The organism is Acinetobacter sp. S4400-12, assembly GCF_024129495.1.
GTDB lineage: Bacteria > Pseudomonadota > Gammaproteobacteria > Pseudomonadales > Moraxellaceae > Acinetobacter > Acinetobacter lwoffii_C.
Genome location: NZ_JAMXYB010000001.1, coordinates 122672 through 145484 on the forward strand (window position 1 = coordinate 122672; position 22813 = coordinate 145484).

Genomic DNA, 22813 nt, shown 5'->3' on the forward strand with positions numbered 1-22813 from the left:
AAGGAATAAAAATGAATAAGAGTATGAAAGAATTTATTTTTGGGGATGCTAATACAATGACTCATGTGTTTCGTCAGTTTTCAATGGGGGCTGTAGCGATTGCGGTCATGCAGGCAGCAAGCGCACAGGTGGCCTTGACCAATGTGGTCGCAATGCAGATTCCTGGACAAGGTACAGAAATTCGGGTCATGTTCAATGGTTTGCCACCGCAACCACAAGCGTATCAGTTGGAATCTCCTTCCCGGCTCATTCTGGATTTTGATCAGGCCCAGCAAAATCTTAAACAGGCCCATATTCCGGTCGCTACAGCTGAAGCTAATTCCGTGGATGTCAGCTCGGATGCTGAGCGTGCGCGCTTGACAGTGAACCTGGCTAAAGCAGGGGCGTTCACCACGCGCGTTGAAGGTAATACCTTTATTCTTAAAATTAATTCGGCCAGCTCGCTAGCAACTGTACAGCCGGTTATAGAACAACAGAAAGTGGCTCAAGGCATTAGCAATATCAGTTTCCAGCGTGGTTCCCAAGGTGAAGGCCAGGTGGTGATTGATCTGGCCGGCAGTAATACCCCGGTAGATGTACAGCAGCAGGGCACTAAAGTCATTGTGCGCACTCTTGGAAGCAAGATTCCTGCGCATTTAACGCGTCGCTTGAATGTGAATGATTTCGCTACGCCTGTGTCGACAGTAGATGCTGTTAACCAGAATGGCAGTGGTGTTATTACTATCCAGTCAGGTGAAAGTTATGAATATATGGCCTATCAGACAGATAACCGGCTGACGATCAGCCTGAAGCGCCCTGAAGCGAAAAGTCCGCTACGTCCCAAAGAAATGACTTATACGGGCAAGAAAATCTCGCTTGATTTCCAGGATATTGAGGTACGTCGTGTGCTCCAGCTGCTGGCTGATTTTACCGATATCAATATGGTCGCAGCTGATAGTGTGCAGGGAAATATTACCTTGCGCTTGAAAGATGTGCCTTGGGATCAGGCGCTGGACATTGTACTGAAAACCAAAAATCTGGACAAGCGCCGTAATGGCAATGTCATCTGGATTGCACCGGTTACTGAATTGATCAAAGCTGAGGAAGAAGAGGCCAAAGCCTTAGCGCAAAGCGTAAAATTGGCACCGATTCAAACGGAATATATGCAGCTCAGTTATGCTAAAGCAGCAGAAATTGAAAAACTGATTACACAAAATAAAGGGTCATCCAATTCAGGCAGCTCAACTGGGAGCAACAATAATGATGATAAGGAAAGTTTATTAAGTTCACGTGGTTCTGTTTCTATTGATGCCCGTACCAATACTTTAATTGTCAATGATACTCAGGCTTTTATTGACAAAATTCGTAACCTGGTTGATCTGCTGGATGTACAAGTCAAGCAGGTGATGGTGGAGGCGCGCATCGTACGGGCCACGACTGACTTTACCAAAGAAATGGGCGTGAAGTGGGGTATTCTGTCACAGGGGATTAGTAATAATAATCACCTGCTGGTGGGCGGGAGCGATACTACAATATGGGATCTTAGAGAACCTGAACTGGATAGTGAAACTGGTCGCTGGACTTATGATATTCAACGACCAGATAACCTGAATGTAGACCTGGGAGTCACCAGCCCTGGTGCCAGCCGGATTGCTTTTGGCCTAATCAGTTTATCTGACTTTATGCTTGACCTTGAGCTTTCTGCCTTGCAGGCGGATGGGTATGGCGAAGTTATCTCGACGCCTAAAGTCATGACTGCAGACAAGCAAAAAGCGATAGTTACGTCCGGTTCGCAGATTCCTTATCAGTCTGCAGAAGGGGGCGGTGCGAATGCGGTTTCAACTACCGAGTTTATTGATGCAACCTTAAGTCTGGATGTAACCCCAAGTATTACCCCAGATGGTAAGGTTCAAATGGAACTGAATATCACCAGTGACTCTCCAGGAAACCCGACGCCAACAGGCCAGTTAACGATCAACAAAAATCAGATCAATACCAATGTATTGGTCGGTGATGGAGAAACAGTAGTACTGGGCGGTATTTTTGAGCAGGAAACCCGTAATGCACAAACCAAGGTTCCATTCCTGGGAGATATTCCGTATTTAGGGCGTTTATTCCGTAAAGATTTGAAATCGGACAACAAGCGCGAGCTGCTGATTTTTGTTACACCTCGAATTGTTAATGACAGTGTTTCAAGAAATCATTAATATATTTTGAATTTAACAAAATGAATAGGTGACTCCTTGCCAAGCAAAGAGTTTGAAACCCTGCCAAATATCTATTTGGTAGGGCCGATGGGGGCCGGTAAAACAACAGTAGGACGACATCTGGCGGAATTGTTAGGACGTGAATTTCTGGATAGTGATCATGAAATTGAGCGGAAAACAGGTGCTACGATTCCTTGGATCTTTGAAAAAGAGGGTGAACAAGGGTTTCGAAGTCGTGAAACTGTGGTCATTGATGAGTTAACCTCAAGGCCACAACTGGTACTTGCAACCGGTGGTGGCGCAATTACCCAAGCCCCAAATCGAAATTATCTGAAACAGCGCGGAATCGTTGTTTATCTTTATACTCCAGTTGAAATTCAGCTACAACGTACCTATCGCGATAAAAACCGCCCACTCCTTCAGGTCGAAAATCCGGAACAGAAGCTACGTGATTTACTGGCGGTCCGTGATCCGTTATATCGTGAAGTGGCAGATTATATTATTGAGACCAATCAAGGCGCTGCACGCGACCTGGCGCAGCGGATTTTACATCTCATTCTTTCCAAAAAATAAGTTTAGTTGAATAAAGTGGTTCCATCATGCAAACCTTATACGTAGAACTCGGTGATCGTCGTTATCCAATCTATATTGGCAGTCAGCTCGATCCTCAGCAATTACTTGTGCCTTATCTTCATGGCAAACAGGTGATGATTGTGAGCAATGCAACGATTGCACCACTTTATCTTCAGCATTATCAGGCAGCCCTCGAACAGCTAGGTAAAACGGTGGCTACCTGTATTTTGCCTGATGGTGAAAAATACAAAAACATTGAACACCTGAACCTGATTTTTGATGCCTTGCTGGAAGCTGGATTTAACCGCGATTGTACCGTCCTGGCATTGGGTGGGGGGGTGATCGGTGATATGGCCGGTTTTGCTTCGGCCTGTTTCCAGCGCGGGGTCTATTTTGTTCAGGTACCGACCACCTTGCTGTCTCAGGTAGACTCTAGTGTGGGTGGAAAAACCGGGATCAACCATCCGCTGGGTAAAAATATGATTGGTGCTTTCCAGCAGCCTCAGGTGGTACTCGCGGATATGTCTCAACTGAAGACCTTGCCGGCGCGTGAACTGTCTGCCGGACTGGCTGAAGTGATTAAATATGCGCTCTTGGGTGATGAGTCATTTTTAGTATGGCTTGAGCAGCATATGGAAGCCTTGGTGGCTGGTGATGCCGTATTGCTGGCCGAAGCCGTCTATCGGTCATGTGCACATAAAGCACGTATTGTGGCCAATGATGAGAAAGAGCAGGGTGAGCGTGCGCTCCTGAATCTTGGTCATACTTTTGGTCATGCCATTGAATCTTATCTAGGCTATGGTGAATGGCTGCATGGCGAGGCTGTGGCAACTGGTATGGTTATGGCGGCTGATCTGTCACAGCGCATGGGATGGATTTCAGCAGCAGATCTGGAGCGTACAAAAAAAATCATTTCTCGTGCCAAACTACCAATCGTTTGTCCTAAAATTCCTCTGGATGAGTTTCTGGCCTATATGGCCCATGATAAGAAAGTCTTAAATGGCCAGTTACGTCTGGTATTATTGAAACAGCTCGGACATGCCGTGATTACCCGCGACTTCGATGTCGAGTTAATGAAACAGGCAATTTTAGCCAATCAGGCACAGGTTTAAATTGATATGGCAGCATTAGGTACCCCTTGGCAAAAGATTCAGCATTATTTCTGGCTGGTCTGTGGCATATGCTGCCTGCTTGCTGCGCTGATCTTTTGGTCTATGACTGATTCTGAGGAGCTGGTAGAGATCCAAAAGCAGCCAAAATCTGAAGAAGAAGTTCAGATTCAGCCCGAAAAGGTGGCTTCTATGACTCATCTTGGTGCATTGCAAGATGAGGTCAAACCTTTAGACCTAAATACACGTATTGTGGTGACAGCAAGCCACGAACCTGAGTTTCGTGGCAGTAAATATATCAGTGAAAACAAAAAACAGTATGCTATTGAACTGTTTCGGGTAGGGCAGGAAGCCATTCTCAAAAGCTTTCTTAAGAAACAGAGCGACCGTAAGCCTTTCACTTATGTGCGTGTTTCAGGTGAAAATCAGCCTGAACAGTTTGTATTGCTGTATGGTTTATATAAAACAGCCAATGAAGCGAACCAGGCCTTATCAAGCCTGAACCTCAGTCTACCAAAATCGGTGCAACCTGAAGTTGTACAGCTGCAGCGTTATGACGGCCTGGTTGATGGGCTGGGATCGGAAGAGCTGAATAGCAATCAAAAGCTGTACGAGATTCGCCTGAAAAATGTGCCTTTACCGAGAGTAGAGGAATCCATCCGACCCAAAAATGATGCATCACCGAAAACTTCAGCTGGCTCTGGTACTGCAACAACCAGCACAACCGTTGTTCGCCGTGACGAATCTGGCAAGGTGGTCGATGTGAAAAAATCAGAAAGTGCCGTCGAGAATGCGCCACGCCCAGAAACCAATCCACGTCCTCAACCGCAGGAAAACGAGATTCGTGATCCCTTTAACTAATCCGGTCTAAAATAGCGCACCAAGCGATGACAAGAATCAAAAATGAACATTTTTGGTGCGAAAAATATATAGCTCTGTCTTCTTTCTCATAAGTCATTCTAGAGCACTTTTATCAAACACTTTTTGACAAGACCAGGGACATTTCCTGCTTGCAGGAGAGGTTGAGGGAGAGATGCTTACCACCCTCATTCTCTTGCGGTGCATGCTCCTCCTCCCACAGAGAATATCTATTTAAACATGTGAATCGGCTCATTATTGTTTTATGGATAGCAAAAATATAGTAATTATTTGTTTTTAATGAATTTTTAATTTTTATCTTAAAAATTGGCATGCAATTTGCTTTCTTGCTGGGTGAGTGAAATGAATCTCCCTGTTTTGGCATGACGATCATTGAATAACTGGGTGCTATAGTCATATTTCTGGCTCATTTTTATATCATGTATCAGCAAAATGAATTTTATTTTTCTTATATTCGGTTTAAAAAGGAGAGTAGAGGAAAGATAAGAGAGCCTGAATATTGCTGTAAAGAGGCTATTTTCCAGATCAGACCAGACGCCATCACATAGAAGAGTTTAGATTGTTTAATCGCCTATTGGCTTCGTGAGAAAGAAGGGTACGCTATGCACATGCCATCGCCTAATACTGTAGCTCCCGCTCAAGGTTTATATCAGCCGGATGAGTTTAAAGATAACTGTGGTTTCGGTTTAATCGCCCATATGCAGGGTGAGGCCAGCCATGATCTGGTCAAGACCGCGATGCATAGTCTGAGCTGCATGACCCACCGTGGGGGGATTGCCGCAGATGGCAAGACTGGAGATGGCTGTGGTTTGCTGTTGGCGATGCCTAAACAGTTCTTTCGTGAAGAAGCAAAAAAACTTAGTGATATCACGCTCAGTGAAATATTTGCTGTCGGTACGGTGTTCTTAAGCCTGGATCCTGCAATTGCAGCACATGCTAAAAAGATTCTTAGCAAAGAAATTGAGGCAGAAGGCTGCCGCGTGCTGGCCTGGCGTGTGGTTCCAACCAATAATCAGGCGCTGGGTGAAATTGCCCTGCAGTCTTTGCCTGCATTTGAGCAGGTTATGGTCAATTGCCCGATGGGGGTGACGGAGGTTGAGTTCAACCGCAAACTGTTCTTGGCGCGTCGTCGTGCAGAGCAGCAGTTGAGTCATGATACCGCATTTTATGTGACCACCTTGTGTTCCAGCGTCATTAGCTATAAAGGCTTGATGATGCCTGCTTATATTGCGCAGTTTTATCTTGACCTTGCCGATGAGCGTTTGGCTTCTCATATTGTGGTGTTCCACCAGCGTTTTTCGACCAATACTTTACCGCGCTGGCCTCTGGCGCAGCCCTTCCGTTATCTTGCGCATAATGGTGAAATTAATACCATTACTGCCAACCGTAACTGGGCAATGGCGCGGACCCCGAAATTCGAAAATCCGCTCTTACCGGGTCTAACTGATCTGACACCGATTGTAAACCGCACTGGTTCAGACTCTTCAAGCCTCGACAACATGCTGGAGATTCTGGTCGGTGGTGGCATGGATCTGTTCCGCGCCCTGCGCATGCTGGTGCCACCTGCCTGGCAAAACGTGGAAACTTTAGATGCCGATCTGCGTGCATTTTATGAATTTAACTCAAAACACATGGAAGCCTGGGATGGTCCGGCTGGTCTGGTCATTCAGGATGGCCGTCACGCGATCTGTATGCTGGATCGTAATGGTTTGCGCCCTGCACGTTGGGTGATCACCAAAAATGGCTATATTACCCTAGCCTCTGAAATCGGGGTTTGGGGCTATGAGCCTGAAGACGTGATCTCTAAAGGTCGGGTTGGTCCGGGGCAAATTCTGGTGATTGATACTTTTACCGGAAAAATGCTCGATACCCAGGATGTCAGCAATCACCTGAAAAAAATGCGTCCTTACCGTGAGTGGCTGCGTGAAAACTCAGTGCGTGTGCAGGGTAGTCCGGAACTGGAAGAATATCTATGCGATCAGGGCCTAAAAGGCGAAGAGCTTAAAGCTGCACAGAAAATGTTCATGGTGACTTTTGAAGAGCGCGATCAACTGCTTCGTCCTATTGCAGAAAGCGGTCAGGAAGCTGTCGGTTCAATGGGGGATGATACGCCAATGGCAGTGTTGTCTCGTCAAGTGCGTCATGTATCGGATTACTTCCGCCAGCAGTTTGCGCAGGTGACCAATCCACCCATCGACCCATTACGTGAATCTATAGTCATGTCCTTGGAAACCTGTTTGGGGCGTGAGCAAAATGTGTTTGAGCAGGGTCCTGAACATGCAGATCGCTTGATTATCTCCAGTCCGGTGCTTTCAAATTCGAAAATGCATCAGATTCGTACGCTGGGTCGTACAGGTTATGAAATTGCAGATATCGACCTGAACTATGCTGAAGGTGAGGGTCTGGCCGCCGCCATCACCCGTATCTGTGAAGAGTCTGCGCGAGCAGTTCGTAATGGTAAAACCTTGTTGCTGCTTTCAGATAAAAAAATCCGTCCCGGTTTTCTGCCTGCGAATGCTTTGATGGCCACAGGTGCGGTCCATCATTATTTAATCAATGCTGGGTTACGTACCGATGCCAACATTATTGTTGAAACTGGCTTGGCACGTGATCCGCATCAATTTGCCGTGCTGTTAGGCTTTGGCGCGACTGCCATTTATCCCTACCTTGCCTATGATGTGATTAATGACCTGATTGCCAAAGGCGAGCTATTAGGCGACCCTCTGCATGCACAGGCCAATTTCCGTAAAGGGATTGAAAAAGGCTTGTTAAAAGTCCTGTCTAAAATGGGAATTTCAACAGTTGCCTCTTATCGCGGCGGTCAGCTATTTGAAGCAGTAGGCCTGTCAGATGAAGTGGTACACACCTGCTTTACCGGTGTGCCTAGTCGGATTCAAGGTGCCACATTTACAGACCTCGAAAATGATCAGAAAAAATTGGCGGACATGGCCTGGAAATCACGTAAGCCAATCGATCAGGGTGGTTTACTAAAATTTGTTTTTAACAAGGAATATCATGCCTTTAATCCGGATGTGATTAACTCGCTGCATAAAGCTGTACGTTCGGGCAATTATGCGGATTTTAAAGCCTATGCTGAATTGGTGAATAACCGCCCAGTGGCAACCATTCGTGATTTATTTAAACTCAAAACCGAGCATTCCATTGTGTTGGATGAGGTGGAATCCATCGAAGAGATCCTGCCGCGTTTTGACTCTGCCGGTATGTCTTTGGGAGCCTTGTCTCCTGAAGCACATGAAGCGATTGCAATTGCCATGAACACCATTGGCGGGCGTTCCAATTCAGGCGAAGGGGGTGAAGATCCGGCGCGTTACGGCACCCTCCGTAACTCGAAAATCAAGCAGATTGCCTCAGGCCGTTTTGGGGTGACCCCTGCCTACTTAACTTCAGCAGAAGTGTTGCAGATTAAGGTCGCGCAAGGAGCAAAGCCGGGTGAAGGCGGTCAGTTGCCGGGAGGGAAAGTAAACGGTTTAATCGCCCGTTTACGTTATTCCGTGCCGGGGGTGACACTGATTTCGCCGCCGCCGCATCATGACATTTATTCTATTGAAGACTTGTCACAACTGATCTTCGACCTGAAACAGGTCAATCCTCAAGCCATGGTATCGGTGAAGCTGGTCTCTGAACCGGGAGTTGGCACGATTGCAGCCGGTGTCGCCAAAGCCTATGCCGATTTCATTACCATTTCCGGTTATGACGGCGGTACAGCAGCCTCGCCATTATCTTCCATTCATCATGCCGGTTCACCTTGGGAATTGGGCCTGGCGGAGGCACATCAAGCGCTACGTGTTAATGATTTGCGTGGCAAAGTGCGCGTACAAACCGATGGCGGCTTAAAAACCGGTCTGGATGTGGTGAAAGCTGCGATTCTGGGTGCAGAAAGCTTTGGTTTTGGTTCTACCCCGATGATCGCCTTGGGGTGTAAGTACCTGCGTATTTGTCATCTGAATAACTGTGCAACCGGTGTGGCGACACAGCAGGATCATTTGCGTCAGCAACACTATATGGGTGAACCTGAAATGCTGATCAACTTTTTCAGGTTTATTGCAGAAGAAACCCGTGAGTGGTTGGCAGCACTGGGTGTGGCCCGCTTAAAAGACTTGATTGGCCGCACAGACCTGCTGGAAGTGTTGCCGGGTGAAACCGATAAACATGCGCATCTTGACCTCAGTGCATTACTGGAGTCGCATCCTGCGGCTGAAGGTAAGGCACAATATTGTCAGGTTCAGGGCAATGCGCCGTTTGATAAAGGCATTTTGGCCGAGAAAATGATTGCCGAGATGTTGCCCGCCATTGAGGCAGCCACAGGCGGTGAATATCACTTTAGGGTGGTGAACTGTGACCGCTCGATTGGCGCACGTGTCTCCGGTGAAATTGCGCGTCGTTATGGCAACTTAAATATGGAATCCCATCCGGTTAAAGTGAATTTAACCGGTACCGCGGGTCAATCGCTCGGAGTGTGGAATGCAGGGGGCTTGCATATTCGCCTGGAGGGGGATGCCAACGACTATGTCGGCAAAGGCATGGCAGGGGGGCGTATTGCCATCTTCCCACCGAAAGGTTCACCCTTTCAAACGCAAAATACCGCGATTATTGGCAATACCTGCTTATATGGCGCAACAGGTGGAAAACTCTTTGCTGCGGGTACAGCGGGTGAACGCTTTGCCGTGCGTAACTCAGGGGCCTTTGCAGTCATTGAAGGGGCCGGGGATCACTGTTGTGAATATATGACGGGTGGGATTGTGACGGTGCTGGGGAAAGTGGGACATAACTTTGGGGCGGGCATGACCGGTGGTTTTGCTTATGTACTGGATCTGGATAACGACTTTGTTGACCATTACAACCACGAATTAATCGAATTAAACCGTATTTCCACAGAAGCGATGGAAGAACATCAGGAATTCTTGCTGCGTATTTTAGATGAATATATTGAAGAGACAGGCAGTGCCTGGGGCTACAAGATTCGTCATGAGTTTGATTATTACAGCCGTAAATTCTGGTTGGTAAAACCCAAAGCGGCTAATTTACAAACCCTGTTGAAAACCACCAAAGCTGATCCACAATAATTCCACGACGAACAGATTGATAGGCAGGTAGGACGGAAAGACATAAACCGCCGCACCTCGCCACGGAGAGAGACATGGCAGAGCGCCTAAACAATGACTTTCAATTCCTGGATGTCGCACGCCAAGATCCAGAGAAAAAGGATATCACTGTCCGCAAAGCAGAGTTTGTGGAAATTTATAAACCGTTTACTGCGGAAATTGCAGCCAACCAGACCCACCGTTGCTTGGGCTGTGGTAATCCATATTGTGAATGGAAATGTCCGGTACATAACTATATTACCAACTGGTTAAAGCTGATTGCAGAAGGGCGTATTTTCCAGGCAGCAGAATTATGCCATCAGACCAATACCTTGCCAGAAGTGTGTGGCCGTGTCTGTCCGCAAGACCGTTTATGTGAAGGGGCATGCACTTTAAATGATGGCTTTGGTGCGGTGACGATTGGCAATGCCGAAAAATACATTAACGATACCGCCTTTGCCTTGGGCTGGCGTCCCGATATGTCACAAGTGAAATGGACCGATAAAAAAGTGGCCATTATCGGTGCCGGTCCTGCGGGTCTGGGCTGTGCTGATATTCTGGTACGCAATGGGGTAAAACCGGTGGTATTCGACAAGCGTCCTGAAATTGGCGGTCTGTTAACCTTCGGTATCCCAGAATTCAAGATGGAAAAAGATGTCATGAAACGTCGCCGTGAAATTTTTACCGGCATGGGCGTTGAATTTCGTTTGAATACCGACATTGGGAAAGACATTACCATTGACCAGCTGCTTGCCGACTATGATGCGGTGTTTATGGGGATGGGCACTTATACCTACATGCAGGGCGGTTTTGCTGGTGAAGAGCTGAATGGCGTGTACGATGCGCTGGATTTTCTGATTGCCAATGTGAATCGTTGCCAGGGCTGGGAAAATGATGCTGCGGAATACATCAGTCTAGAAGGTCAAAAGGTGATTGTGCTGGGTGGCGGTGACACGGCGATGGACTGTAACCGTACTTCTGTGCGTCAGGGGGCTGAATCGGTGGTTTGTGCCTACCGCCGTGATGAAGACAATATGCCGGGTTCACGTCGTGAAGTGAAAAATGCACGTGAAGAAGGAGTGGAATTCATATTTAACCGTCAACCTATCGAGATTGTCGGTGAACAGGGTCGGGTGACTGGCGTTAAATTTGTCACCACGCAGCTGGGCGAGCCAGACAGCCGTGGCCGTCGTAGCCCTGAACCGGTCCCGGGTTCAGAAGAAGTTTTACCTGCTGATGCTGTCTTGCTGGCCTTTGGTTTCCGAGCCAGCCCGGCAGACTGGTTTGGTGAGGTAGACATCAGGCTGGATGGTTCAGGCCGTGTACTTGCTGCTGAACATCAGCCATACAAATTCCAGACCTCAAATCCAAAAATCTTTGCTGGTGGGGATATGGTGAGGGGTTCCGACTTGGTGGTCACGGCCATTTGGGAGGGGCGTCAGGCTGCGGAAGGAATTCTGGATTATCTGGAGGTTTAATCCAGTTTAAAGTGATGAAGCTTATGAAAGAAAACCTGCTTGGGCAGGTTTTCTTGGTAACTGAAACAGTTACACCTGTAAATATTCTTTTTTTGGAAAATGTACAGTGGCAAACACGGTTTAAAACAAAATAAGAATATTTTAAAACTGCTCTTTTGGGCCTTTTTGCTAATCAACTTAGCATTTTCGCCATAGGGAAATAGGGCGGCTGTTCACATACTGTTCAATACTTGACCAGGACAGGAACAATAACATGACTCAAGTGGCAACCCCTAAAGCCTATCAGCATCGTCCTCAGGCGATTGGTATTACAGTACGCAGACTGCAATTTAATCCGGGCGCTATCTCCAGATATTACTTTGCCAATTCTCCGGTCATGTCACACCTGTTGACTGCTTTATCTTCGACCTTCCCGTTAGGTGAGCAATTCTTTGTGCATAGCGTGCGCAATGTGCGTGATCAGGTGAAGGATGAAAAACTACAGGCTCAAATTGCAGCATTTATTGGGCAAGAAGCGATGCATTCCAAAGCACATAGCGAATTTAATGCAGCTTGGCGCCGTGATGACTATAATCTGGATCGCTTTCAGGCCTGGCTGGCCCGCAAGAACCATTATGTAAAAAGTCTGCCTCCCAAATATCAGCTGGCGATTACCTGTGCATTTGAACATTTTACTGCCTTGTTGGGCGGCTATATTTTACGCCATCCTGAGGTTCTAAGTACCTTAGATGAAGATGCGCTAAAACTCTGGGTCTGGCATGCAATTGAGGAGATTGAACATCGCGCAGTTGCTTTTGATGTTTATCAGCATGTTTATGCAGATGATCGGGTACGCCGTCAGATGATGCGCAGTGTCACCACCGGCTTTGCCAGTCTGACTTTTTATTCAGCCAGCCGTTTATTTTTACAGGACAAGAAAAACAGTGTGTATAAAGTGGGCGGGAATCTATTTGGTCTGTATTTGCTGCTGAAAATGGTGATTCAGCTTGCGCCTGAATACCTGGCCTATTATCGAAAGGATTTTCATCCTTCTGGTATTGATTACAGTCAGCAACTGGATTACTGGAAAGAGTATCTGGCAGAAAACTTCCAGTAAAACCGCTTAAAAGGAGAATTTTCCTACAAATCAAGTGGTGCGGATGATGGTAGTCTCCAGGCAGCAAAAAGACTTCAGTTCCTATAAAAATTATAAAAAGTAACAAAACTTTAGAAAAAGATGTTTAAAATCAAATTAATTATCTAAAGATAAATAAAGAATTGAGGATAAAACATCATGCGTCTCATAAAACAATCATTTATCGTCTTGATGCTGGCGAGTACCTTAACCTTGAGCGGCTGTGGTTATAATACTTTACAAGTGAAAGATGAAGCAGTCACTGCGGCCTGGTCTGAAGTACAAAACCAGTACCAGCGCCGTGCTGATCTGGTACCGAATCTGGTTAACGTGGTTAAAGGCTATGCCAAGCATGAAGAACAGGTGCTGACTGAAGTCACTCAGGCGCGTGCCAATGTCGCAGGGCTGAAGGTGGACAAGGAAGTACTGGAAGACCCGGCTTTATTCCAGAAATATCAGGAAGCGCAAGCTCAGATGACCAGTGCATTATCGCGGTTAATTGCCGTGTCTGAAAACTATCCTGACCTGAAAGCCAATGAACAGTTTCGTGATTTGCAGGTACAACTGGAAGGCACAGAAAACCGTATTGCCGTAGCGCGTAACCGTTATATCACCACGGTTCAAGATTTTAATGCCTATTCACGCCAGTTCCCGCAGGTGATGACTGCCAAAGTGATTGGAATGGATACCAAACCGAACTTTAGTGCCGAGCAAAGTGCACAGCAAGCGCCAACCGTGTCATTTGACTAAGACTCGTCCTGAGTAATTGAGCAATCTAAGGTGACTGCGATGATGTATATGCGTGCTGCACAGATGGGTACAGTGCTCTTTCTCAGTCTGATGTTGAGTCTGATGAATAGCGCCCGGAGCGAAACGGCCACCGCAACAGCCAGCGAAGACCTGATGGTGGCACGTGAAATTTTGCAGCGCCCCGCTGAAAAACCTGCAGCGCAGAATCCAGCCACGGCCACTGCGCAGCAGCCAGAGATTGCCAATGATATGGCAGAAGGGCAGATTCAGCGCGATCTGCCGAGTATGAATGAACCGGTCATTGATCAGGCCAATGTGTTAACCGCGGCAGAAAAGCAGCGCATTAGCCAGCGAATCTTGAGTCTTTATCAGGCAGGAAAAGCGCAAATTGGTGTGGTAATTGTGCCCACCACCGGCCAGGAAGACATCTTCGGCTATTCCATGCGGGTGGCAGAGCGCTGGCAATTGGGTTCTAAAGAACACGATAATGGTTTATTGATGACAGTTGCGCTGAATGACCGCCGGATTCAGATTTTGACTGGCTACGGGCTTGAGGGCGTATTACCGGATATTATCGCCAACCGGATTATCAACCAAACAATCACCCCATATTTTAAACAGGGCCAGTATGCGCAAGGGATTGATGCCGGCATCGCCGAGATTGAAAGTATTTTAAATCTGGATCCTGAAGTTGCTGCGCAGGCAGCAGCTGAACTCAAAGCGCGTCAGGAACAGGCCTTACAAGCACAAAAGGCCAGTCAGGCGACCTTGGGCAGTGTAGTATTTATTGTGATCGCGGGTGTTATCGGTTCCATGATTTTTGGCAGAAAGCTTAGTGCTGCGACTGCCGCAGTTGCAGGCACAGCTGCCGGTCTGGTCAATGGCATGGGGTTAATTGCCAGTTTAATGATTGGTGCCGGCGTGTTCTTTTTACTAGTCACCTCGCTTGCGCAGCTGATTTTGCATGCCTTTATGGCCGGAGGCGGTGGTGGCCGCGGCGGCAGTGGTCGTGGTGGTTTTGGTGGCGGCGGCTTCGGCGGTGGCGGTGGTGGTTTTGGCGGGGGAGGAGCATCAGGCTCATGGTAACGACTACAGATACAACAGAGATTGTCACGCAGCCAAAGCTGGAACAATCTGTTCAGCCGAGTTTTAAGCGCTGGCTCAAGCATTTTTTCTATATGCCAGCGACCAAGCGTTTTTTTTCCAAGCAGGATCAGCATGCGATTGCGCTGGCAGTTGAAGAAGCTGAGCATGGACATGTTGGAGAAATTCAGGTGGTGATTGAAGGCTGCCTGCCTTCTCGCTCGGCCTATTATCAAGATACGCTTTGTCGCGCCAGACAACTATTTGCCGAGCTAGGTGTCTGGGACACTGAATATAATAGTGGTGTGTTGCTGTACCTCAATTTATGTGAGCGTAAGGTGGAAATTGTAATTGATCGGGGAATTCGGCAAGCCACGACTCAGGAAGTCTGGAATGAGATTTGCCAGTCGATTATTCAGAATCTGGCCAGGCAGCAATATAAACATGGGGTAATTAAGGGAATTCAACAAATTGGACAGGTGTTAGACCAGTATTATGACCGAAAAATAGCAGATGTAGAAAATGAGCTGGCAAACAAGCCAATTATTCTGGGTTGATGTTGTAAATATGTGACAATAAGTGTCACTTTTTTACATAAAAACACATTAGAAAAATCAATTAAATTTTTTTATCTTTAAATAGCTGTTTTTTATTTAAATATATTTATAATAGAAGTTGGCACGTTTAATGCTATATACAAAATAGCTTATAAAGCTCATAAAAAATTAACAAAACATTTGTGGAGAATGTTATGAATACAGTACAAAAGGGTTTCACCCTTATTGAATTAATGATTGTGGTAGCAATTATCGGTATTTTGGCTGCGATTGCGATTCCTCAGTATCAAAATTACACCGCTCGCTCACAAGCTTCTGAAGCAATTAATCTTTTAGGTGGGTTAAAAACACCTGTGATGGACATTGCTGGTATGAGTGGCCTAGCTACAGCATGTAGCACTAAAGATGCTGTTAAAGATGATCCAGGTACACCAGCGGTAGATGAAAGTCAACCTGCGGGCGCATTACATGCAGACAATGGACATACTCTAACAGGCACTTATGTAGCTAGTATTACAGCTAATGGTGCAACAGCTGGGACATGTATTTTAACTGCAAAATTTAAAAATTCAGCAGGCATTAATGATAAATTAAAGGATAGAGAAGTAATCTTTACATATACACAAGCTGGTGGTAATTGGAAATGTACTTCTGACTTAGATCAAGCTGTACGTCCAAAAACTTGTGATGCTAAATAATGATTAATCTTGAACAAGAAACGCATCACAATTGATGCGTTTTTTGTTTTAATTCAAAAAAACCTAAGTAGTAATAAATTTTCTTCTTCTAGCCTTCTTTCATGAGCTTTTTTAATTACTTATAATCATTTGTAGCTAAGTTTATTTACATATTTTGCTTTCTTAATTTATTGGGCTGTAAAGATTCTCTACTTTATAAGAGCAAACTTATTACATAAAATTTTCTAGAACTATTTCCAAGTTTAGTTTTAAACTATTATGTGCAAAACCTTTCAAATCTGAAATTTCTATGAAATTCACGCTCGCCCTCATCGCAGCAATCCTGATCTCCCTTGCATGGCTCATGCCCATTCATTACCGTCCCTGGGTGACCTATACAGGTGAACTGTATGCCTTCTTTGCGCTCTTTGCCATCGCTGCAATCTGCCTAAAAGAAAAATTAAGAATTCCGGTCGTTAGCCTGCCTCTACTGCTTCTTGCTGGCGTATCTTTTATTCAGCTACTCACAGGACAGGTATTTTTCTTTAGCATCGCCATGATGGGCTTTATTTTTGTGTTTGGGTTTTGGCTCGCAAGTGTGTTGGGCTATCACCTTTCAACCGGAAACTATAGCCGAGAATACACCTTCACCAATCTGAGTTATGTGTTTCTGACTTCGGGTACTGTCACAGGTATTATTGCCATTTGCCAATGGACCAATCTGGATGCAACTTTACCGGGGATGGTCAATATTAGTGGTACACAGCGGCCTTATGCCAATTTTGCCCAGCCAAACAATATGGCGACGTTTCTAGTCATGGCATTAATGAGCTGCCTTTATCTGTATGAAAAGAAAAAAATCCAGACCAATTGGCTATTTGCATGTGCGGTAATTATTGTCATGGGTGTGGCTTTAAGCCAGTCACGTACTGCATGGGTGGCTGCGATCGCGATTATGCTGTATCTGGCGTTCTACCAGTATAAAGATATTATCCGCCTGAAATGGTATTACAGTATTGCTTGGTTCATCTTCTTTGTTGCCTGTATTGTGGCTTTCCCATGGCTCAGTCAACTTGCTGCTCAGGCGATAGATGCGAATGTTGTGCAAAGTCGTGATGTAGTGGCACGTGCTACAGGAGATATGTCACGCCTCGCGATCTGGCAGCAAATGCTGGCGGCCATTCAGGCACAGCCATGGTTTGGTTATGGCTGGTATCAGAGCAGCGTGGCTTTTGTTTCGATTAGCGATACTGTACAAGGTCCAGTCTGGATTCGTAGCGCACATAATTTTATTTTGGACTTTTTGCTCTGGAATGGCTTAATTATTGGGTTGCCATTTTTGGCCTACTTTGGTTATTTGGGTTATCAGTTACAACGCTGGGTCAATACCCCAGAGTCTGTCATCGGGATCTTGATGACCGGGGCTTTTGTCACCCATGCCATGTTTGAGTTTCCCCAGCACTATGCCTATTTCCTGTTACCGGTGGGTTTTATTCTGGGTACGGTTCTGGCCCAACATCCAAAAATTAAAATAATAGTTATGCCATCAATCGGCCTGAAATTCATTTTTGTTTTCGGATTAATTTTACTGACGGTGATTTATCGTGATTACGATACCGTGGTTCCAAAACTGGGCCAAAGTATCCGCTATGAAAAACAGCCTGAGAACATCACCAATCAGCAACCTGTTTATCTGTTGAGTGAGTTTAACCGCCGTATTGACTGGATTCGACTCAACCCTTATAGCAAAGCGTCTCCTGAACAGATTATGCAAGGCGAGCAGATGGTTCTAAGTTATCCAACTAAATACAATCTACTGAAATATGCCAAACTTCTGGCGTTTAATGGAAAAGAAAAAGAGGCACGGCAGCAGCTGAATCGTTTAAACGTCATTCAAAAAACCGAAGTCAGTTATGAGGAATTGGTTCAGGATATGCCGAAATAAAGTCAATAAAAAGCCAGCAGTTGTTTAATGCTGTTCCATAGTTAAAGTGATGAGGCTTTAAGTGACGAGGGTGTGGCAGGGATGCCACACATTACCCATCACGACAGGACGTCGTGTATGGGTAATAAAAGACTTTTGCCTACTTTGGGTCTTTCTAAAGTAGGGTGTTGCCTGTACAAATCCATTTAAACTTTTAAAGGAAAGATGAGGCTGTGTAATATTTAACTATAAATATGAATAAATATCATATATTTAAAAACTCTCGAATTGTTTTTGATACTTCATGCAATTCAAACGAGAGCCTAATTAAAATTGTGGGACAGCAGTGGCATCTGCTGGCTTTTTATTAACTTACTTTAAGTTTAGAGCTGGCTCTGAATATAGTTTTCAATACCAATACTTTCAATCAGGTCTAACTGAGTCGTGGTCCAGTCCAGATATTCCTCTTCTCTCTCCAGAATATCCTTCAGTAAGTCACGGGTTACATAGTCCATGTGCGTTTCAGCCAGCGCGACGGTCTGCTGAATGGTTTCGATATTTTCTTTGACCTTACGTACATCACACTGCAAGACTTCTTGGGTATGCTGGCCAATATACAACTTGCCCAGATGCTGTAAATTCGGTAAGCCTTCTAAAAATAAAATACGCTCAATAATCTTGTCGGCATGTTTCATCTGACGAATTGATTCTTTATATTCTGCCGAACCGAGTTGCTCAATACCCCAATCATTAAACATGCGTGAATGCAGAAAATACTGGTTAATGGCAGTGAGGTGGTGATACAACACCTGATTGAGCTGATTAATCACATCACGATTGCCTTTCATCGCATAACTCCATTTAAAACCTGGTTGGTTTTCTAAGTAAAAAGTTGTTTTATAGGATATTAAAACATGTTCCAGCAAAATGGTGAGTAATTTATAGAACAGCAAATGAAAATCGCAATCAAGTACAGCTGCAGCGAATGACTCACAATAAAAACCCGCCAGAGTCAGAGGCGGGGGAGGAAATGATGTTAAATCATTTATTTTACTTTTTATTCTTATCTTTATCGGGTTTAGGCAGCCACCGCCAAACGGGCTGCAATCTGGGAAACTTCATCACTGATGATCATGCGTGCTTCTGGAGCACAGCGTCCACAACAAGTACCTAAATCCAGCATATCGCGCACGTCACGATAACTTTCTGCACCATTTGCAATAGCATCTTTAATGTCTTGATCTGTAATGCCACGGCATAGACAAACATACATAGGATACAACCACAGTGAATAAATAAGATAAGTAATATTATTGATAATTGTTATCGTTTGTCAATAAAAAATCATTTGAAAAAGTATTTATTATGATTGGTGATTTAAATAAAGATAATATAAGTAAGCGGAAATCTGAATGCAATTAGATTTCCGCTCAAGCATAAGACCTTATGAAGAGTAATGGCCTTAAGAGGTTGTTTTTTTTAATAAATTATTGATTAATAACCACTATCCCATCCATCTCAACCAGAGCATCTTTGGGTAAGCTGGCTACACCTAAAGCGGCGCGTGCAGGGTAGGGCTGGGCAAAATATTCGCCCATGATCTGGTTAACCAGCTGGAAATGAGACAGATCAGTTAAGAAGATATTCAGTTTAACAATATCCGCCAGCGAGCCACCCGCAGCTTCACACACTGCTTTTAAGTTATCAAATACGCGGCGAATTTGTGCTTCAATACCTTCAACCAGTTCCATACTGTATGGGTCCAGACCGATTTGGCCGGATAGATAAAGCGTATCTCCAGCAAGAATGGCTTGTGAGTAGGTGCCAATCGCAGCAGGGGCATTTTCAGTATGGATCACTTGGCGGGACATCAATTTCTCCTTTTATCATCAAGATACATCATAGTAGATCAATTCAACTGGCAAAAGCATTATCGTTTTAAGTGATTAACTTGCTTTGGACGTTTCGGCAATCTTGAGGGGATGTTCCAGACGGCTGATGCGAGGGAAACCAAAATGCATGCGCAGTTCACGAATAATCTGGGCAATGTGCTTGCGGTTATGCACCACGACATTGACATAGGTTTTGTCTTCGTAAGTGCGTACCATTTCGACCCCAGATTTGGCTTTACGGCACTGGTAAATCAGGTCAGAAATCTGCTCGTCATTCATCGCCAGATCAATCTTTAAATAGGCGGTAAAGTTGACATCTTCCAGATCATCCGAGGTCCATTGCAAGAGCATAATATTTTCAGGATGCTGGTTTTGCTCATGCAGCAGGTTATGGCAGCGTAAACGATGCACAATCAGGCCACGCCGGGTAAGGTGTCCCTGAATCGGATCACCCAGAACCGGATTGCAGCAATGGGCATATTTGACATCCACACCTTCAGTTCCCTTAATCAGACGAGTCGAGCTGTTGGCTTCCTGTTGCTGGTCTTGAGAGAACAGGTGATTGGCGACCAGTTGCGGTAATAAGTCCCCCACCGCAATCTGTTCAAAAAACTGCTCTTTACTGACCACATGGCGCCATTGCAGCAGATTGTGCCAGTCTGCCTCGGTCAGATCACCGACAGAGCGCTGGAATAACTTTAAGGCACGACTTAAAGCCTGCTGACCGACCAGACGCTGTTCGTCTATATCCTGGTCACGCAGAATATTCTGAATGGCACGACGGGCTTTTTGGGTGTTAATAAAGCTGAGCCAGTCGGGGTTTGGGGTTGCCAGCACATCGGTAATAATTTCGACCACCTGACCGCTAGAGAGTGGTGTGGAAAGCGGTTTGGTATCTCCATTAATTTTGGCACCAATGGCATGGTTGCCTAAGAAAAGGCTGGCGGCATAGGCAAAGTCAACCGCAGTCGCACCTTGGGGTAATTCATGCAGATGCCCATGCGGAGTATAGACCCAGATTTTTTCCTGATGCAGATAATCCAGTAATTCACTAAATGTGGTTTTGGCACATTCACCATCAATTAGACCATTCAGATTTTGCATGGAGGCCTGAATGGCAGAGCGACAGGCTTGTGGTGCATTTTCACCCAGAACTACGCCAAAGCGTGCAGCCTTGCGCATCAACTCGGTTTGAATGGTGAGCGACAAGGTGGTCTTTTCACCTTTCAGACGCATCAGCAGTGACTGGTTGCCGCCAGGTAGTGGACGGCGGATATGATCTTCATAATGCAGAACCTGGAAGTTTTCTCGTAGAATGTCTGCAAGGCGGTCACAGTCGGCAATGCTTTGTAAAATAATTTCAAAGGCATGGCTATGAGTCAGTTCTTGTAAGTCAATATCGTTTTTGACGAAGTGACGCAGTAGCTCGATATTATTGTTTTTCTTTTTAATACGACCATGAATGTGATGCTGTTGCAGCAGTTCGGCCAGATTGACTTCCCAGATGCTCTGATATTCACAGCGTTTCGGTTTGGTTTGTAATAATGCATCCTGAACATTATTAAACATATCCAAATCAAGATTCTGATAGCACAGGTGTTCCAGATTGTCGGCCATTTCGTTCATGCCGACAATACGCGCCATCGGCACAAAAATATCAAAGGTTTCCTGTGCAATCCGCATGCGTTTATCTGGGCGCAATGACTCTAAAGTGGTCATGTTGTGATAACGGTCAGCAAGTTTAATAATAATGACACGTGGATCTTGTAAAGTAGCTTGCAGAATTTTTCTAAAAGAAGCAGCTTTATTATATTCTTTATCGCTGGAATGACTCAGTTTGGTGACGCCATCTACCAACTCTGCAACGGTACGGCCAAATTTCTCGCTAATATCATCTTTGTTAAAGTCAGTATCTTCAATCACATCATGCAGCAGGGCGGCCATCAGGGTTTCAGTATCCAGCCGCATATGAGCCAAAATACAGCTTACCGCAATTGGGTGCAGAATATAGGGTTCGCCGCTTTTACGGGTAATGCCTTCATGGGCCAGATCTGCATAATCACAAGCCGCAAGCACACGCTCGACTTCGCTTTCATTTAAATACGCGTCGATAATGATATGTAATTGTTGCTTGGCTTGACTGACCTGTGGCCCTGGCATAAAACACCTTTTAAACTGGATTTTCTTACAAACAAAAAACTGAAAGCTCTAATGAAATCGAAATCATAAAGCTTGTCAATTTTTTTCATGCTTAAAAGCAGAAAACCGGGACAAACTCGGGAGCTAACTGTTAAGTTATAACCGTTCTAGCATAAATATAAAAGCCAGAAAACAAAAAAAGCCTAGTTTTAAACTAGGCTTTTTTCAGGAGGAGGGCTTATTGGAAAGAAAAGCCATCCAGATTAAGGTTGTTTGCAGAAAGTGCCAGATCCAGGCTCGAAGTTTGGTAATCCTGATCACGCTGTTTTAAAATATCTTTGGACACGTGCCCTGCAGCAATTTCACGCAAAGCCACTACAGTCGGTTTGTCGTTGTCCCATTCCACAGTCGGTTCAATGCCTTGACGTGCCAATTGACGCGCGCGTTTGCTTGCCACTAGTACAAGCTCAAAGCGGTTGTCTACATGGTCTAAACAATCTTCAACGGTTACGCGTGCCATAAGAATTCTCGTTTGAATAGTAAATTTTAACAGACTGCACAGTATAAAAGGCTTTGCCTAGAGACTCAAGTTTTAATCACTCGGCGCTCGGTGTAATTAAAGCCTGGATCAGTTTTTCATGACGGTACGCCTGCTGAGATACCACCAGACGATTGGCAATAATCACGGATTCAAGGTCGTGCAGCGCCTTGTTAAAGTCGTCATTGATAATCACATAGTCAAAATTGGCATATTGCTGCATATCTTCAACTGCACAGCTGAGACGATGTTCAATTACTTCAACAGAGTCAGTGCCGCGGTTGGAGAGGCGTTGACGCAAGTCAAACTGGCTTGGCGGCAGGATGAAAATCTGTTTGGATTCAGGAAATAAACGACGTACCTGCTGTGCGCCTTGCCAGTCAATTTCCAGTAAAACATCATGGCCCTTGGCCAGCTGTTCCTGGACTGTAGCCTGAGCCGTACCATAGTAATTACCGAATACTTCTGCGTATTCAATAAAACCGCCTTGATTGACCAGATTTAAAAAATCTTCTTTGGTCGAGAAATGATAATGTACGCCATCGAGTTCGCCAGGTCGTTGACCGCGTGTCGTATGAGAGACAGAAACATGAAGATTGTTGACACGCTCAAGTAAGGCTTTAACAAGGGATGTTTTGCCCGTTCCAGACGCCGCGGAAACGACAAACAAGAGACCCGACATGATATTTTCCTGATATGATAAAATATCTTCTCTATTTTAGAGTAGACCGGCTTTAAACTAAATAGTTGTGAGTCGAATGTTTACATTTATTTCAATTGAACCGCTAAAAATGGTGTGAGTATTGAGGATT

Annotated in this window: 18 protein-coding genes; 12 read left to right on the plus strand and 6 right to left on the minus strand. The window is 45.3% G+C overall.

Annotated elements, in window-relative coordinates; all coding sequences use genetic code 11:
• Window positions 1–11: 11 nt before the first annotated feature.
• The 12 genes from pilQ (at window position 12) to NI461_RS00625 (ending at window position 17453) form a co-directional block, all read left to right on the plus strand.
• Window positions 12–2186, plus strand: a complete 2175-nt coding sequence (gene pilQ, locus NI461_RS00570; protein ID WP_253156095.1) for a type IV pilus secretin PilQ family protein — start codon at window positions 12–14, stop codon at window positions 2184–2186.
• Window positions 2187–2222: 36 nt separating this feature from the next.
• Window positions 2223–2759, plus strand: a complete 537-nt coding sequence (aroK, locus tag NI461_RS00575; RefSeq protein ID WP_151205184.1) for a shikimate kinase AroK — start codon at window positions 2223–2225, stop codon at window positions 2757–2759.
• A 26-nt stretch (window positions 2760–2785) separates the two neighbouring features.
• Window positions 2786–3871 carry a 3-dehydroquinate synthase gene (gene aroB, locus NI461_RS00580; RefSeq protein ID WP_151206675.1) on the plus strand — a complete coding sequence of 362 codons (1086 nt, stop codon included), beginning with the start codon at window positions 2786–2788 and terminating at the stop codon, window positions 3869–3871.
• Between the two features lie 6 nt (window positions 3872–3877).
• Window positions 3878–4729: a hypothetical protein gene (locus NI461_RS00585; RefSeq protein ID WP_253156097.1), complete on the plus strand. Its 852-nt coding sequence runs from the start codon at window positions 3878–3880 to the stop codon at window positions 4727–4729.
• Window positions 4730–5355: 626 nt separating this feature from the next.
• Window positions 5356–9831: a glutamate synthase large subunit gene (gene gltB / locus NI461_RS00590; protein ID WP_253156099.1), complete on the plus strand. Its 4476-nt coding sequence runs from the start codon at window positions 5356–5358 to the stop codon at window positions 9829–9831.
• 74 nt (window positions 9832–9905) lie between these two features.
• Entirely contained in the window at window positions 9906–11327 is a 1422-nt protein-coding gene (locus NI461_RS00595; RefSeq protein ID WP_253156101.1) for an FAD-dependent oxidoreductase, read from the plus strand.
• Window positions 11328–11580: 253 nt separating this feature from the next.
• Window positions 11581–12423, plus strand: a complete 843-nt coding sequence (locus NI461_RS00600; RefSeq protein WP_253150335.1) for a metal-dependent hydrolase — start codon at window positions 11581–11583, stop codon at window positions 12421–12423.
• Window positions 12424–12600: 177 nt separating this feature from the next.
• Window positions 12601–13191, plus strand: a complete 591-nt coding sequence (locus NI461_RS00605; RefSeq protein WP_253156103.1) for a LemA family protein — start codon at window positions 12601–12603, stop codon at window positions 13189–13191.
• 63 nt (window positions 13192–13254) lie between these two features.
• Window positions 13255–14277 (plus strand): YgcG family protein, encoded by a 1023-nt coding sequence (locus tag NI461_RS00610; RefSeq protein WP_253156293.1) that lies wholly within the window; start codon window positions 13255–13257, stop codon window positions 14275–14277.
• A complete protein-coding gene (locus NI461_RS00615) occupies window positions 14271–14831 on the plus strand; it encodes a TPM domain-containing protein (RefSeq protein ID WP_253156105.1) in 561 nt (186 codons plus the stop codon). Before NI461_RS00610 ends, NI461_RS00615 begins: the two co-directional genes overlap by 7 nt.
• A gap of 194 nt (window positions 14832–15025) precedes the next feature.
• A complete protein-coding gene (locus NI461_RS00620; protein WP_253156107.1) occupies window positions 15026–15529 on the plus strand; it encodes a pilin in 504 nt (167 codons plus the stop codon).
• 289 nt (window positions 15530–15818) lie between these two features.
• The gene (locus NI461_RS00625) at window positions 15819–17453 is read left to right on the plus strand and encodes an O-antigen ligase family protein (RefSeq protein ID WP_253156109.1); all 1635 of its coding nucleotides are present in this window, start codon (window positions 15819–15821) and stop codon (window positions 17451–17453) included.
• Window positions 17454–17815: 362 nt separating this feature from the next.
• Here the strand turns inward: NI461_RS00625 and bfr are convergent, their stop codons facing one another.
• From bfr to gmk, 6 genes are all read right to left on the minus strand, one after another.
• Entirely contained in the window at window positions 17816–18280 is a 465-nt protein-coding gene (bfr, locus tag NI461_RS00630) for a bacterioferritin (protein ID WP_253156111.1), read from the minus strand.
• A gap of 230 nt (window positions 18281–18510) precedes the next feature.
• Window positions 18511–18705, minus strand: a complete 195-nt coding sequence (locus NI461_RS00635; protein WP_004644972.1) for a bacterioferritin-associated ferredoxin — start codon at window positions 18703–18705, stop codon at window positions 18511–18513.
• A gap of 214 nt (window positions 18706–18919) precedes the next feature.
• A complete protein-coding gene (locus NI461_RS00640; RefSeq protein WP_151204622.1) occupies window positions 18920–19303 on the minus strand; it encodes a RidA family protein in 384 nt (127 codons plus the stop codon).
• Window positions 19304–19378: 75 nt separating this feature from the next.
• Window positions 19379–21484: an HD domain-containing protein gene (locus NI461_RS00645; RefSeq protein WP_151204620.1), complete on the minus strand. Its 2106-nt coding sequence runs from the start codon at window positions 21482–21484 to the stop codon at window positions 19379–19381.
• 217 nt (window positions 21485–21701) lie between these two features.
• A complete protein-coding gene (gene rpoZ, locus NI461_RS00650) occupies window positions 21702–21983 on the minus strand; it encodes a DNA-directed RNA polymerase subunit omega (protein ID WP_004650579.1) in 282 nt (93 codons plus the stop codon).
• A gap of 76 nt (window positions 21984–22059) precedes the next feature.
• Window positions 22060–22683 carry a guanylate kinase gene (gmk, locus tag NI461_RS00655; protein WP_253156112.1) on the minus strand — a complete coding sequence of 208 codons (624 nt, stop codon included), beginning with the start codon at window positions 22681–22683 and terminating at the stop codon, window positions 22060–22062.
• Window positions 22684–22813: the final 130 nt, after the last annotated feature.